Raw genomic sequence first — 14906 nt, 5'->3', positions numbered from 1 at the left:
CTCATCATTCAGTTGGACCAGCCGCCATCCACAACGTGGGTGGTGCCGGTGGTAAAGGCGGATTCGTCGGAGGCGAGATACAACGCCAAGGCGGCGATCTCTGCGGGCTCGCCCAGCCGGCCCATCGGCTGACGCGCAATGAAGCTCTGCCAGTGGGCGGTTTCGTCGCCGCCCAGTGCGCGCACGCGTTCGCCCAGCGAAGGCGTTTTCACCGTGCCGGGGCAGATGGCATTGCAGCGCACGCCGCGCGCGACGTAGTCGGCGGCGATCGAACGGGTCAGGCCGATCACCGCTGCCTTGGTCACGCTATAGGCGAAACGGTTCGGCACGCCCTTGATGCTCGATGCCACCGAGGACATGTTGATGATGCTGCCCTTGCCGCGCTCGAGCATGCCCGGCAGCACGGCCTTGCAAAGATGGAACATGCCATCGACGTTGATCGAGAACGAGCGCTGCCAGCTGGCATCATCGGTGTCCAGGATGGTGCCTGCATGCACGTAGCCGGCGCAGTTGAACAGCACGTCGAACGGTCCGGCCGCTTTCACCAGCGCCGCGGTCTCGTCGGCGCGCGTGACATCCAGCCGTTGCGTGGCGATCGCGCTGTGTTCGGCAGCAAGGCTGGCCAGCGCGCCTTCGTCGATATCCGTAGCCAGCACCTGCGCGCCTGCATGGGCGAAGGCGAGGGCGGTGGCGCGGCCGATGCCGGCGCCCGCCGCGGTGATCAAGGCCTTTTTGCCGGATAGGCGTTCGCTCATGGGTTACTCCTCGGTAAGCGATCTGAAAAGATGGGCAAGGTCGTTCACGTCACGCTGCCTGTGTAGGCGCGGCCCTGGTGCCGTCGATGCTCAGCGCGTAAAAACGCGCGGCATTGCCGGCAAAGACCTGCGCTCGCGATCCGGGCGCGTAGCGATCGGTAAGCTTCAGTGCCAGCGCCAGCCATTGGGCGAAGCTGGCGTGGGTGGTAAGCACCGGCCAGTCGCTACCCCACATCAGGCGTTCGGCGCCGAAGCGTGCGAAAAGGTGCGCGACATAGGGTTCGATGGCGTTTTCGTCCAGCGGTCGCTCGAGCAAGGTCAGCAGGCCGGACAACTTGCAATGCAAGACGGGGTGTTGCGACAGCTCGTCGATCCACGCCGCCCATGGGGCGAAACCCTTGCTCGCGATGGCCGGCTTGCCGGCGTGATCGAGGACCACGCGCAAATGCGGGTGCCGCTGCAAACGGCGTTCGAGCGCCGACCGATGCGCCATGCCGACGAGTGCGTCGAAGCTCAGTCCACGATCCTGGATGTGATCGAAAGCGCGATCGAGCGACGTGCGGGATAGCCAGTCGGGATCGGCAAGGTCCTGCACCATGGGGCGCAGGCCGCGCAGCAAGCCGCCACCGTCGCGAATCAGGGCATCGATGCGCTGGCCGACGTCATCGGCCTCCATATCCACCCAGCCGACCACGCCCACGGCGGTGTCATCCTGCCGCGCCAATTCGAACAGATAGTGCGTTTCGGCTTCGCTGGGGGCCGCTTGCACCAATACGCTGAAATCGACGCCGGCTGCTTTCCGTTCTGCGCCGAGATCCGTTGGCAGGAACGCACGGCGCAGGGATTCGGGCGCTTGCGCGAGCCAGCCGTAATCGCCGCGCGCCGGCTGCCAATAGTGCTGGTGCGCGTCGATGATGATCATGGCGTGGGAGTGCCTTCTTGCAGCAGTCCGGCCTCGCGCAAATGGCGCCAGGCGCCGGCGGGAATCTTTGCTTGCATGCGCTCGCTGGCCGCTTCCACTTCGGCGACGGAGCGCAAGCCGCAGACCACGCTCGCCACCGCAGGATGCGCCAGCGGAAATTGCAGTGCCGCCGCGCCGACATCGGTATGCGTCCGCGCCAGCGCGTCATAAAAGCGCTGCGCGCGTTGCAATACGGCATCGTCGGCGGGTGCGTAATTATAGAAACGTCCCGGCCCTTCCTTGGCGCCAAGCAGGCCGGAGTTGTAGGGGCCGGCGGCGAGAATGGCGACGTTGCGCAACTGCGCCTGCGCCATCACCGACGTGCTGTGTTGCTGCTCGAACAGCGTGTAGCGTCCCGCCAGCATGATTGCGTCGAGCGAAAACTTCGGCATCACGTCGAGACAGACGGCCTCCTCGTTGACCCCGAGCCCGATGGCGCGGCACACGCCTTGCGAGCGCAATGCCTCCATCGCCGGCAGGGCTTCGTCCAGGGCCTGTTTCAACGCCTCGGCGTGGCGGGCACCATGCGTCAGCGCACCGATGTCGTGCAACAGCAAGACATCCACGTAGTCGGTACGCAGGCGCCGCAGGCTCGCTTCGACCGAGCGCAGAACACCGTCGCGACTGTAATCGAAGCGGGCGCGATGGCCGTCGACGATAAAGCCGTCGGCATGCCGGGTTTGCTGCGCATCCGTCTCGATCAGCCGGCCCACTTTGGTCGAGAGGCTGTAGCTGTCGCGTGGCAGTTCGCTGAGGGTGGCGCCGAGTCGGCTTTCGCTGAGGCCGTAGCCGTAATAGGGCGCGGTATCGAAGTGGCGGATGCCGCGTTGCCACGCGCACGAGAGCGCGAGCGCGACGGTGTCTTCGTCCACCGATTCATACAGATTGCCGATCGGCGCGCCGCCAAAAGCCAACCGCGAGCGCAGCCAAGGGTGAGGCTGCTTGGAATCCACTGGCTTCGATCCCGGTTGGCTGGTCGCGGAAGTCATGCGTCCCCGTAATGGTTTTCTTCTTTCGGCGGGGCGGATAGCGCCGGCGCCATGGCTCCAGAGCATGATCGCGCATTCCCTGATCCGTGTATATATGAACTACAAATTTACAGGTGTTTTGGTGTCTGGGTGCCAGGAATGAAAAAAAGGGGTTGCATTTCGAATTAGCGCGATCTAAAACATATATAAATTCATGTTTCGCTAATGAACATATGCCCGCGTGGGGCGCTGTTCGCTCAAGGGAGCGGGGAGGCCATGCGGTTTTTGGGAGAAATGGTCGAGAAGTCGCTGTCTTGGCGCGCACGAGGCGCTGGCGCGACGAGCAGTACCCGTTTTTTCGCACCGGTCGCGGCCGTAAGACCTCCCCAGGACGGTCGCGACCGGTCTTTTCAAGGCAGCCGCTCGCGGTTGCCCAAAAGGGAAACCAGGCATGAAGCGAGCTTTCATTGCGGTCGGTCTTTGGACGGTCGGCACCCTGTTTGCCGTAGCGGGTGCGGTGCCGCCGACGGCACCGACCGCCACCACGCTGTCGCCGGAACAGGCCGACCTGGCGTGGCAAAAGGCGACGGCGAAATTCGAACCGGAGCGCAAGGCGATCCTGGCCCGCGTAGCGACGGGCATGGACCAGGGGCCGTTCCGCCCCGACTGGGTGTCATTGCAGCAATACCGTTCGCCGGCGTGGTACGACGACGCCAAGTTCGGCATCTTCATTCATTGGGGCGTGTATTCGGTGCCGGCCTTCGGCAGCGAGTGGTACTCGCGCCTGATGTATCAGCAGGGCACGCCGGAATTCAAACACCACGTGGCGACTTACGGGCCGCAGTCGAAGTTCGGCTACAAGGATTTCATTCCGCTGTTCAAGGCCGAGCACTTCGATCCCCAAGCCTGGGCCAAGCTGTTCCGCCAGGCTGGCGCGCGCTACGTGGTACCGGTGGCCGAGCATCACGACGGCTTCGCCATGTACGACTCCAAGTTGTCGGAATGGACGGCCGTGAAAATGGGGCCGCATCGTGACGTGATCGGCGAGCTGTCCAAGGCGATCCGCGCGCAGGGCATGCATTTTGGCGTGTCCTCGCACCGTGCCGAGCACGACTGGTTCTTCGACGGTGGGCGGAAGTTCGATTCCGACGTCAACGATCCCCGCTATGCCAGTCTTTACGGTCCGGCCGAAGCGCATCTGGCCAAGGACGACCAGGATCTCTACAACGACTGGACCTATGTTTCCCAGGCCTGGCTGGACGATTGGCTGGCGCGCACGGCCGAATTGATCGATGACTATCATCCCGACCTGATTTACTTCGACTGGTGGATTGGTCATCCCGCTTTCCGCACAACCCTGCCCAAGATGCTGGCCTACTACTACAACGAGGGCGCCAGCCGCGGCGGCGTGGTGGTCAACTACAAGATCGGCGACTTCGACGAGGGCGCCGGCACACTGGATGTCGAACGCGGTCAGCTCACCGGCATTCATCCCACGCATTGGCAGACCGACACCTCGATCAGCAACGCCTCGTGGGGTTATGTCGAGCACGACACCTACAAGACACCGAAGGAACTCATCCACCTGCTGGTGGACGTGGTCAGCAAAAACGGCAACCTGATGCTCAATGTCGGCCCGCGTGCCGATGGCACCATTCCCGAACCGGCGCAGCAGATATTGCTGGCCATGGGCGGGTGGTTGAAGGCCAACGGCGATGCGATCTATTCGACCCGGCCTTGGCGCGTTTATGGCGAAGGCCCCACCGAAGTCGTGGGCGGAACGTTCCAGGACACCAAAACCAAGCCCTATACGGCGCAAGATTTTCGCTTCACCACCAAGGATGGCGTGCTGTACGCCATCGAGCTTGGCTGGCCTGCTGACGGCAAGGCCATCATCCATTCGATCAAGCCCGGCGATCACGTACGTGCGGTAAGCCTGCTCGCCAACGGTCAACGCATCAACTGGCAGCAACAGGCCGACGGTTTGCATCTTTCGTTGCCGGCGCAACCGGTAGGCGACTATGCCTACGTCTATCGCATCGAATTGTCCCCATCTGCACCCTGATGAGATTGTCATGAAACGATTTGTTTGCCTGATCGCGGCCTTGTTTGCATGCAGCAGCGTGCTGGCCAAGCAGCCCGATGCGCTGTTCTATTTGATGGGGTCGCAGAAGTCGGTCCAGTCGTTCGAGACCCACGTCGACAAAATCGGCTTGCTGGTACCTACCTGGTATGGCGTGGACAACCAGGGACTGGTCAACGGTGCGCCCAATCTCTACGTGTTGAATATCGCCAGGCAACACGGTCTGCCGGTGGAGCCGATCATTTCCATGTCCGCCGGCCGCAATGGGTTTCACCAGTTGCTGCATGACGAGACCGCCAAGCAGCAGATGATCGCGTCGATGTTGCAGCAGGCGTCGGAGTACCGCTACGCGGGCTTCCAGTTCGATTTCGAAAGCATCTCCTGGACGGATCGCGACGCTTATACGTTGCTGGTCAAGCAGACGGCCGAAGCCTTGCACAAGCATGGCCTGAAGCTATCGATCGCCGTGGTCCCGAACGCGCCGGGCCACGCCGGGGAAGGGCGTTTCTCCAAATGGATGTGGCAATACTGGCGCGGCGTGTACGACCTTGCCGCGCTGGGCAAATACGCCGACCTGATCTGCCTGATGACCTACGACCAGCACACCCGCTGGACCACGCCGGGCCCGGTCGACGGTTTGCCGTGGATGCTTTCGCAACTGAAATACGCGCTGACCCTGGTGCCCAAGGAGAAGCTGTCGCTGGGCATCGCCTTGTACGGCTATCACTGGTACACCGGCGATCCGGTGCGCGATGACGGCACCGAAGCTTCCAATATCAAGGCCGACTACATCGACGCGGACGAGTCGATACCACTGGCGCAGCAACAGCAGGCCACCGTGCAATGGGATTCGGTGGAGCACGAATCCTGGTATTACTTCTATCGCGACGACATGCGCGAATGGGTGTTCATGCCCGACGCGCACAGCTTTCGCGACCGCTATGCACTGGTGAAACAATACGATCTGGAGGGCTTCTGTTCCTGGGTGCTTGGTGCGGAAGATCCCAAGGTGTGGGACGAGTTGCCCATCGTGCAACGCTGAACCTATTGTCAAAAGAAGCGATCGGACCTGATGAAGCTGTTTCGCTCGTGCTCGAACCCTGGCGTCTTGCTCGCGGCTATTGCGTTTGCGATGGCCGGCTCGGCCCGCACCCTGGCCGCCGAGCCGGATGGCCAGGCACAGTCCGCCGCCCTGGTGGCAAAGATGAGCCTTACCGAAAAGGTGGCGCAGCTCCAGAGCGGCGCACCTGCCGATCCACGGCTCGGTATCGCCGCGTATGACTGGTGGAGCGAAGGCCTGCATGGCATAGCGCGCAACGGCTACGCCACGGTGTTTCCGCAGGCGATCGGCCTTGCCGCAAGCTGGGATACCGCGCTGTTGCAGCAGGTTGGTACTGCGGTGTCGACCGAGGCGCGTGCGAAGTTCAATGCGATCGGCGCCGGCAAGGATCACCCACGTTACGCGGGGCTGAGCATCTGGTCGCCGAACATCAACATCTTCCGTGACCCTCGCTGGGGGCGCGGGCAGGAAACCTACGGAGAGGATCCGTATCTCACCGGGCGGCTGGCCGTAGGTTTTATCCAGGGCATTCAGGGCGACGATCCGGCGCATCCGCGCGCGATAGCCACGCCCAAGCATTTCGTGGTGCACAGCGGCCCGGAACCCGGTCGCCACGGTTTTGACGTGGATGTTTCTCCGCACGACCTGGAGGCCACCTATCTGCCGGCCTTCCGCGCCGCCATCACCGAAGGAAAGGCGGGCTCCGTCATGTGTGCCTACAACGCGCTGCACGGCACGCCGGTGTGTGCGGATGACGCGTTGCTGACCACGCTGCTGCGGCACGATTGGGGCTTTCAGGGCTATGTCGTTTCCGATTGCGATGCGATCGACGACATGACCCGGTTTCACTATTTCAAGTCGGACAACGCCCAATCGTCCGCGGCGGCCGTCCGCGCCGGCACGGACCTCGATTGCGGCACGGCCTATGCCGATCTGATCGATGCCGTGCACAAGGGCTATGTTGACGAGCCGGTACTCGATACCTCGTTGACGCGCTTGTTCGCGGCACGCTATCGGCTGGGCGAATGGGGCGGTGCAACGGACGCTTACGCGCGCATCGGCATGGATCAGGTAGACAGCCCGGCGCACCAGCAACTCGCCTTGCAGGCAGCCATCGAATCGATGGTGCTGTTGAAGAACGACCACGACGTGTTGCCTCTGCACAAAGGCATGCGGCTGGCGGTGATTGGCCCGAATGCCGACACGGTGGAAACGCTGGAAGCCAATTATCACGGCACCGCCAGTGCGCCCATCACTCCCTTGCAGGGCCTGCGCGAACGTTTCGGTGCGCAGTACATCAGTTATGCGCAAGGTGCACCGATTGCGCAGGGCGTACCGGTGCCGATTCCGGAAACGGCCTTGCGCAACGATGCTTCATCGCTAGCCGGTTTGCGTGGCGAATACTTCGATCGCACCGACTTCAACGGATCTCCGGCCGCCACCCGCACCGATCGCGTCATCGATTTCGACTGGGATAGCGTACCGCCCATCCATGGTCTGACCGCCAACAAGTACGCCGTGCGGTGGACCGGACAACTGGTGCCGCCCGGGCCGGGTGATTACACCCTCGCCATACACGTGGATCGCTGTTTCGATTGCGCCGGCCATGATCCGGTTCGCTTGTATGTCGACGGCCGCAAGGTGATCGACGATAGCGGCGACGACACGCATCTGCAGGCATCCCTACATTTTGCCGATACGCATCCACGTGCCATCCGGCTGGAGCTCGTGCACAGCGGGCAGGACCAGGGCATACGCTTGCAATGGCTGGCGCCGTCTCAGGCGCAATGGGCGGCCGCCGATGCCGCGGCGAAGCAGGCCGATGCGATCGTCGCTTTTGTCGGTTTGTCGCCTGATGTCGAAGGCGAAGAGCTGAAGGTGGAGGTGCCCGGCTTCAACGGCGGCGATCGCACCGATATCGGCCTGCCGTCGACGCAGCAGGCGCTGCTCGAACATCTGGCCGGCGGCGGCAAGCCGCTGATCGTGGTGTTGATGTCCGGCAGTGCGGTGGCGCTGAACTGGGCGCACGATCACGCCGATGCGATTCTCGCCGCGTGGTATCCGGGGCAGTCCGGCGGCGAAGCCATCGCGCGCGTGCTGGCCGGCGACGACGATCCAGGTGGCCGCCTGCCGGTCACCTTTTATCATTCCGTGCGGGACCTGCCGCCGTTCGTCAGCTACGCGATGCAAGGTCGCACCTACCGCTACTTTGCCGGAACGCCGCTGTATGCCTTCGGCTACGGCATGAGCTACACCCACTTCGCTTATGCCGATCCAGCCTTGTCGTCTACCCAGATCAAAGCGGGCGACCCGCTGCAAATCAGCGCGACCGTTCGCAACGACGGCAAGCGCGACGGCGATGAGGTGGTGCAGGTCTATCTCGATGCACCCGGTCAGCCGCTTGCCCCGTGTCACGCATTGGTGGGTTTTCAACGCGTGCACCTGGCTGCGGGCGAAAGCAGGCGCGTCCGCTTCGAGCTGTCGCCGCGCTTGCTCAGCAGTGTGGATGCGCAAGGGCAGCGAGCCGTCGAGGCGGGACATTACCGTCTGTTTGTCGGTGGTGGCCAGCCCGGATACGGCGTCGGCGTCAACGCGGACTTCACCGTCACGGGCCATCAGGCATTGCCGCGCTGACCATGATTACGCTCATGGCCATCCACGGATTCTTCGCGATGACAGTCATGGTGACCGGTTCGTTTCAAGCGTCCTGGGTGGCTGGCTTGAGTAGTGCTGTCTTTCCAAAACACGGACAGCGAAATCAGCTTCGGCCCACGCGTTGGCGGCCGGACGCGCCGAGCCTTCTTTGCAAACTGAACTACCGCCTCGGCAGGTGGTTTCAGGCAGGCCCATAAAACAACCACTTACGGAGGCCCGTCGTGACCTGGCGGCAAATGCAAAAAATCTGTTGCGGTGCGACTTGCCTCGATCTAAATTCGGCCTATAAGCTTTTACGCGTAAATATAAATTTGAAGTTCGCATGTGAAATGCGGCGCCATTTCCACCAACGATCTGGCGCAATGGTCGCAACCACCGGAGGGGAGATGCAGGGCTCGATCCAGTTGGCTGGCGGTGTAACGACGTCACTGATCGCGCTTGCGTGTTGCCTATGAAAGCCGAATTCCAAATTTACGGGGCTGCGGAAAGTACCGGCGAGTCGCCGGATACGCCACACGCCCACCCGTTGCAGGAAGATGCCATGCCGTCCGGAGCAGTGAGCACGCTTTCCGCGGAGCAGAGCACGTTTCTTGCCGCCGATGTTGGCGGCACGCATGCGCGCATCGGATTGGTCGCCTTCCGGGCTGGCCAGAACATTCCCACCGTGCTGGCGTACCGCGTATATAAGTGCGCGGAATACGCCGGCCTGGACGCGATCCTCCGCGCGTTCTGCGACAGCTTCGCCGTAAGGCCGCGCCGGCTGGCCTTGGCCTGCGCCGGCTTCCTGCTCGAAGGCCGGGTGGTCAACAACAATTTGCTGTGGCCGGTGGTGCCGGCCGACCTGAAGCACTCGGCCGGGCTGGACGACGTCGAAGTGCTGAATGATTTCGAGGCGCTGGCCTACGGCACTGCCTATCTCGATGCGGACAACGTGCATCTGCTGCATCGTCCTGCTTCGCACGGTACCGCCGGCAAAGAACCTGCGGCATCACGCGGACCTGTCGTCATCGTCGGTCCCGGTACCGGGCTTGGCGTTGCCGTGCGACTGCCGGATGCGCAGCCCAAGGTACTCGCCACCGAAGCGGGGCACATCCAGTTGGCCGCGAGGGTTGGGCGCGAGCAGCAAGTGCTGGGCGAATTGGCGCCTGCCGACACGCACGTTCCTTATGACTACATCCTGTCGGGTCCCGGCTTGTTGCGGCTGTATCAGGCGGTCTGCCGGTTGGAAAAGGTCTCGCCCGAGTTGCAGGACCCGGCCGCGATCACCGCCGCCGCGTGTGCAGGCACGAATGCGCAAGCGCTGGAAACCCTGCAACTGTTCTGCGGCTGGCTGGGCTCCTACACCGGCGACCTGGCGATGCTGTACGGCGCCACCGGCGGCGTCTATCTCGCCGGCGGCTTCCTTTCGCGCATCACTGATTTCATGGCGCGCAGCCGTTTTATCGAGCGCTTCCTCGACAAGGGCGTGGTGCGCCCGTTCCAGCAGACCGTTCCCGTCTACGTGGTCGATCACGCCCAACTGGCCGTCATCGGCGCGGCGAGCTGGCTGATGGATCGCCCACCTTCGCGCGTGCAACCGTAACGATGGCGACACTGGCCTCCACGCTACGGCATACCGGTGTTTGGATCGTGACGATGATCGCGCTGCACGGCGCGTGCGCCGTTGCGGCCGACACCACGCACAGCGTCACCCCTCCCGACCCCGGCACCATCGAACAGCAATGGGTGGCTGCCAACAAACCCTATGACGCGGCGCGCAAGGCGATTCTGGCGCAGACCGAGAAAACCGCCTGGCACGGCCCGTTCCAGCCGGATTGGCAAAGTCTTACCGGCTACACCACGCCGGAGTGGTACCGGGATGCCAAGTTCGGCATCTTCATTCATTGGGGCGTGTATTCCGTCGCCGCCTACAAGGGCGAATGGTATCCGCGCCACGCGTATGAGCGCACCGGGCAATACGCCAATTACTACCAGCATCAGATCGCCACGTACGGCCCGATGCCGCAGGTCGGATACAAAGACCTGATCCCGCTGTTCAAGGCCGAGCACTTCGATCCGAATGCGTGGGCGGCGTTGTTCCGTGAAGCGGGCGCACGTTATGTGGTGCCAGTGGCCGAGCATCACGACGGCTTTGCCATGTACGACTCGAAGCTGTCGGACTGGACGGCGGTGAAGATGGGGCCGCATCGCGACGTGATCGGCGAGCTGGCCAAGGCGATTCGTGCGCAAGGCATGAAGCTCGGCCTGTCTTCGCATCGCGCCGAGCACGACTGGTTCTACGAATACGGCCGCACTTTCAATTCCGACGTCAACGATCCGCGTTATGCCGCCTTCTATGGGCCGGCGCATCCGTCGATCTCTGCCAAGGGCGAAGACGGCCAGGAAGTAGATTGGACCTTCGTCTCCGATGCCTATCTCAACGACTGGCTCGCGCGTTCCTCCGAAATCGTCGACGACTACCACCCCGACCTGATGTATTTCGACTGGTGGGTAGGGCAGCCGCGCTTCCGCCAGGCCTTGGCCGATTTTGCCGCGTTCTACTACAACCAGGCCGCGCCGCGCGGGCAGGGCGTGGTGCTCAACTACAAGTTGAACGACATGCGACCCGGCACCGGCACCATGAATATCGAGCGCGGCCAGGCTGCCGATATCCGCACGCAGCCCTGGCAGACCGAAACCTCGATCAGCCCCGACTCGTGGGGTTATGCCGAAGGCGACACCTACAAGTCGCCGGATGAAATCGTGCAACTGCTTGCCGACGTAGTGAGCAAGAACGGCAACCTGCTGCTCAACATCGGCCCCAAGGCCGATGGCACCATTCCCGACCAGGCGCAAAGCATCCTCAAGGCTATCGGGCAGTGGATGCACGCCAACGGCGAGGCTATCTACGGCACGCGTCCGTGGCACCGTTTCGGCGAAGGTCCCACCCAGGTCGCCGCCGGCACCATGCAGGACACCAAGACCAAGCCTTACACCCCGGAAGATTTTCGTTTCACCACCAAGGACGGTCAGCTTTACGCGATCGAAATGGCGTGGCCCGCGTCCGGGCACGCGCTGATCCATTCGATCGAACCGTCCACGAAGGTGACTGCCGTAACGCAGCTGGCAAGCGGCAAGGCCGTTGCGTTCAAGCAGGGACCTGATGGCCTGCATCTCACTTTGCCTGCGCAGCCTGCAGGCGTGCACGTGTATGCCTATCGCATCGCCATGACACAGGGTCCGACGAAAACGACAGAGGAGGGCAGTTCGCCTAAACCATAAATCGTTGCCGGTCTAGAAAAGCAAAAACACCGGTTCGTGACATCCAGCGAATCGGAAACAGGCAAGCCAAAAAAACGTCGTTCCGACTTAATAGGGGGTCGGGCACGACAACTACACCGACTTTCACCGGGAGGGGAGAAACATGAAAACCATCCAAGTTCGCCGTGGCGTACTGGCCAGTTCGCTGGCTCTTGCGCTGTTTGCGCCTTGTGCTTTTGCGCAGACGTCCACCACGTCTTCAAACGGCCAGCAGACCGCTCCGCAGGGCGCAGCTGCGGCCAATCAGCAAGCTCCGGCTGCGCAGAACGCGCAGACCCTGCAAAAGATCGTCGTTACCGGTTCGCGTATTCCGCGTTCCACCATCGAAGGTCCGGCACCGGTCGAAATCGTCACCGGCGCGCAGATCAAGGCACAGGGTTTCACCACGCTGTGGGAATTCCTCAATTCGATGCCGGAAATGTCCGCGCCGGACTTCCAGAACCGCATCTCCACCTGGGGCAATAGCGCCGTCAATGCGCGCGTCGTGAACCTGCGCAACCTCGGTCCCGATCACACCCTGCTGCTGGTCGACGGTCACCGCGTGACCGACTACCCGATGCCAGGCAACGGCGGCACGACGTCCTTCCAGAACTACAACAACATTCCGGTTGGCATGGTCGACCACGTTGAAGTGCTGGGTTCGGGCGCATCCTCGATCTACGGTTCGGATGCCGTGGCCGGCGTGATCAACGTGATCCTCAAGAAGAACTATGTCGGCGACGAGATCAGTGTAACCGCCGGCGGCGCAACCCGCGGTGGCCGCCGCTATGGCGACTTCCTCTACAAGGGTGGCCGTTCGGGCGACAAGTGGCACCTGATGTACACCTACGAGCACACCAATCGCTCACCGTTGTGGGGCAGCGACCGCAGCTATACCGATGCTGATGCCGATGCCGGCTGGGGTGCCTATAACCCCATCGATCGCATGTTCGGCTATCCGCGTGCCCAGGGTATTTTCATGAACGGTCCGACGGTCGGTCAGGTCAACCCCAGCGGCTCGAACTTCGTCAGCCCGCCGGCAGGGTCTTGCGGCAAATTCGGCAACAACTTCAGCCAGAACAACTATCGCTCGGTCAATACCAGCGGCAACCAGGTGCTGCCGGGTGTCACCAACTGGGGTTCGTACTGCCAGGAAAACGCCGTGTACCAGGACTGGGTGCTGTCACCTGGCTACCGCGCCGACAACTTCTTCGTATCCGGCGAGTACGACTTCAACGATGCTGTGCAGGCTTACGGCTCCGTCGGCCTGTACACCGATACGGGTACCACCAATACGCAGCTGCCGTTCTTCGGTCCGTCGATCGCGGGCGTGCCGAACAATTTCTACGATCAGACCTCCGGTCAGATCATCAGCAATTACGGTCGCCAGATCACCCAGCAGGAAATGGGCAGCATGGGTAATACCCATGACTACGAAACCAACTGGGACATCCATGCCGGCTTGAAGGGCACCGTGTTCGACAACTGGGACTGGGATTTCAACCTGGGTTCCAGCAAGTACATCGTGCACGAGGACTATACGGCCCTTAACTTGATGGCCATGTCCAACTTCTTCTTCGGCCCGCAGTTGGGCACGACCACCATTGGCGGAAGCAGCTATCCGGTCTACGCGGTCAACAATCAACGTTTCTGGAACCCGATCACCCCGTCGCAATACGCGAGCTTCGCTGCGGGTGGCGAAAACAGCGCCGTCAGCTGGATGAACCAGGCAACCTTGAACCTGACCAACGCCAGCCTGTTCAACACCTGGGCCGGTGCGGTGGGTGCATCGTGGGTCTTCGAAGCGAACCACGAGGGCTACTCGCTGGCCCCCGACCCGCGTGGGTTCACCAATACCTTCGCCGATCCGTTCTACAACAGCTTCACTGGCGGCGGTACGCGTACGCGCTTCTCCACGGCAACCGAATTCCGTGTGCCGCTGGCCGATTCGCTGACCTGGACCATCTCCGGGCGCATCGACAAATACGACGACCACAGCAGCGCCGATATCGCCAAGACCTGGGGCACCGGCATTGAGTGGCGTCCGCTCGACGGTCTGCTGGTCCGCGGCTCGTACGGCACCAACTTCCATGCACCGGACATGCAGGCGATCTACCTGCAGGACTCGACCACCACCAACGGCGATTACGCCGATCCGCTGGAGTGCATCAAGGTCGGCGACCGCACTTGTGCGCAGTACCAGCACTCGACGTACTTCTCGCAGTACCAGGGAGGCAGCTACAACTTGCTGCCTGAAACGGGCCATTCCTGGACCTACGGTTTCGTGTGGGATATCCCGGGCGTACAGGGGCTGTCCTTCTCGACCGACTATTGGCACATGGGCGTCAACAATGCCGTGCAGTGGATCGGCCTGGGCCAGGCGCTGACCGACGAAGCAGGCTGCCTGACCGGCTTGCAGGTGAGCGGTGCGCCGTATATCGCACATCCGCTGGGTTCGCAGTATTGCCAGGAAGCGATCAATAACGTAGTTCGCGATGCGAACGGCGACATCATCAGCGTCCATACCGGCCCGATCAACATCGCCGAAGAGTACGTAAGCGGCATCGACAGTTCGTTGCAATACAAGCTTCCCACGGACAACTGGGGCAACTTCAACTTCAGCTTGAATTACACCAACAATCTGTCGTTCAAGAATCGTACGGACAATTCGGATCCGCTGCTCAATACGCGCTACAACTACCCGGCAACCAAGACCGTGGCCAACGTCACCTGGCATTACAACCAGTGGGACGTGACGCTGCATGGCGAGCGTACCGGCGGTATGCGTGCGGCCAACTACGGTGGTTGCGAAGTGTTGGCGAACGGCATCCAGCCGGGCATCGGCGATCCCGATTGCGTGATCTACAAGGGCAATGTGCCGAACTGGGTGATCTTCAGCACGGGCATCAACTACACCTTCAATGACAAGGTGAAGCTGGGCCTGAATATCTCCAACATCTTCAACAAGGTCGGTACGATCACGAACTACGCAGGTGGCTTCGAGTTCATCCCGACCCAGCAAGGTGCCGACTATACTGGTCGTGAGGTATTCCTGAACCTGGATTACAAGATCGACTAACCCAAGCAGCAAAGCGAGCCCGGCCAAAACCGGGCTCGCTCGTTTTCCGCGTTACGTTTTTGCAGA

General features: G+C 62.0%; 9 protein-coding genes. 6 read left to right on the top strand and 3 right to left on the bottom strand.

All coding sequences use genetic code 11. From position 1 onward, the window contains the following. Nucleotides 1-8: 8 nt before the first annotated feature. From ISS99_RS16640 to ISS99_RS16630, 3 genes are read right to left on the bottom strand one after another with little or no spacing between them, the layout of a single operon-like run. Nucleotides 9-755, bottom strand: coding sequence for an SDR family oxidoreductase (locus ISS99_RS16640; protein WP_204632757.1), 747 nt, complete (start codon nucleotides 753-755; stop codon nucleotides 9-11). A 49-nt stretch (nucleotides 756-804) separates the two neighbouring features. Next, on the bottom strand, nucleotides 805-1677 hold the full coding sequence (locus ISS99_RS16635) for an amidohydrolase family protein (protein WP_204632756.1): 873 nt from the start codon (nucleotides 1675-1677) through the stop codon (nucleotides 805-807). Continuing rightward, on the bottom strand, nucleotides 1674-2669 hold the full coding sequence (locus ISS99_RS16630) for an aldo/keto reductase (protein WP_284343794.1): 996 nt from the start codon (nucleotides 2667-2669) through the stop codon (nucleotides 1674-1676). Before ISS99_RS16630 ends, ISS99_RS16635 begins: the two co-directional genes overlap by 4 nt. A gap of 466 nt (nucleotides 2670-3135) precedes the next feature. Between ISS99_RS16630 and ISS99_RS16625 the strand changes: the two genes are divergently transcribed. The 6 genes from ISS99_RS16625 to ISS99_RS16600 all read left to right on the top strand — a co-directional run bounded on the left by ISS99_RS16625 (nucleotide 3136) and on the right by ISS99_RS16600 (nucleotide 14840). Then, complete coding sequence (locus ISS99_RS16625) at nucleotides 3136-4749, top strand: alpha-L-fucosidase (protein WP_204632754.1); 1614 nt, start codon at nucleotides 3136-3138, stop codon at nucleotides 4747-4749. Between the two features lie 10 nt (nucleotides 4750-4759). Next, a complete protein-coding gene (locus ISS99_RS16620; protein ID WP_204632753.1) occupies nucleotides 4760-5809 on the top strand; it encodes a glycosyl hydrolase family 18 protein in 1050 nt (349 codons plus the stop codon). 90 nt (nucleotides 5810-5899) lie between these two features. Continuing rightward, nucleotides 5900-8461, top strand: a complete 2562-nt coding sequence (locus tag ISS99_RS16615; protein WP_239538341.1) for a glycoside hydrolase family 3 protein — start codon at nucleotides 5900-5902, stop codon at nucleotides 8459-8461. A 472-nt stretch (nucleotides 8462-8933) separates the two neighbouring features. Further along, nucleotides 8934-10064: a glucokinase gene (locus tag ISS99_RS16610; RefSeq protein ID WP_239538125.1), complete on the top strand. Its 1131-nt coding sequence runs from the start codon at nucleotides 8934-8936 to the stop codon at nucleotides 10062-10064. Nucleotides 10065-10066: 2 nt separating this feature from the next. Beyond that, nucleotides 10067-11743 carry an alpha-L-fucosidase gene (locus ISS99_RS16605; protein ID WP_239538123.1) on the top strand — a complete coding sequence of 559 codons (1677 nt, stop codon included), beginning with the start codon at nucleotides 10067-10069 and terminating at the stop codon, nucleotides 11741-11743. A 142-nt stretch (nucleotides 11744-11885) separates the two neighbouring features. Continuing rightward, a complete protein-coding gene (locus ISS99_RS16600) occupies nucleotides 11886-14840 on the top strand; it encodes a TonB-dependent receptor plug domain-containing protein (RefSeq protein WP_204632751.1) in 2955 nt (984 codons plus the stop codon). The last annotated feature ends 66 nt before the right edge of the window (nucleotides 14841-14906 follow it).

It is taken from the genome of Dyella mobilis (genome assembly GCF_016904945.1).
Classification (GTDB): Bacteria; Pseudomonadota; Gammaproteobacteria; order Xanthomonadales; family Rhodanobacteraceae; genus Dyella_B; species Dyella_B mobilis.
The sequence above is the reverse complement of the archived record's forward strand: the minus strand, read 5'-3'. Positions and strand labels throughout refer to the sequence as shown.

What these genes read in the sequence shown, in the direction of transcription:
- ISS99_RS16640 (WP_204632757.1), bottom strand. Translation starts at nt 755, where the DNA reads ATGAGCGAACGCCTATCCGGCAAAAAGGCCTTGATCACCGCGGCGGGC.
- ISS99_RS16635 (WP_204632756.1), bottom strand. Translation starts at nt 1,677, where the DNA reads ATGATCATCATCGACGCGCACCAGCACTATTGGCAGCCGGCGCGCGGC.
- ISS99_RS16625 (WP_204632754.1), top strand. Translation starts at nt 3,136, where the DNA reads ATGAAGCGAGCTTTCATTGCGGTCGGTCTTTGGACGGTCGGCACCCTG.
- ISS99_RS16620 (WP_204632753.1), top strand. Translation starts at nt 4,760, where the DNA reads ATGAAACGATTTGTTTGCCTGATCGCGGCCTTGTTTGCATGCAGCAGC.
- ISS99_RS16615 (WP_239538341.1), top strand. Translation starts at nt 5,900, where the DNA reads ATGGCCGGCTCGGCCCGCACCCTGGCCGCCGAGCCGGATGGCCAGGCA.
- ISS99_RS16610 (WP_239538125.1), top strand. Translation starts at nt 8,934, where the DNA reads ATGAAAGCCGAATTCCAAATTTACGGGGCTGCGGAAAGTACCGGCGAG.
- ISS99_RS16605 (WP_239538123.1), top strand. Translation starts at nt 10,067, where the DNA reads ATGGCGACACTGGCCTCCACGCTACGGCATACCGGTGTTTGGATCGTG.
- ISS99_RS16600 (WP_204632751.1), top strand. Translation starts at nt 11,886, where the DNA reads ATGAAAACCATCCAAGTTCGCCGTGGCGTACTGGCCAGTTCGCTGGCT.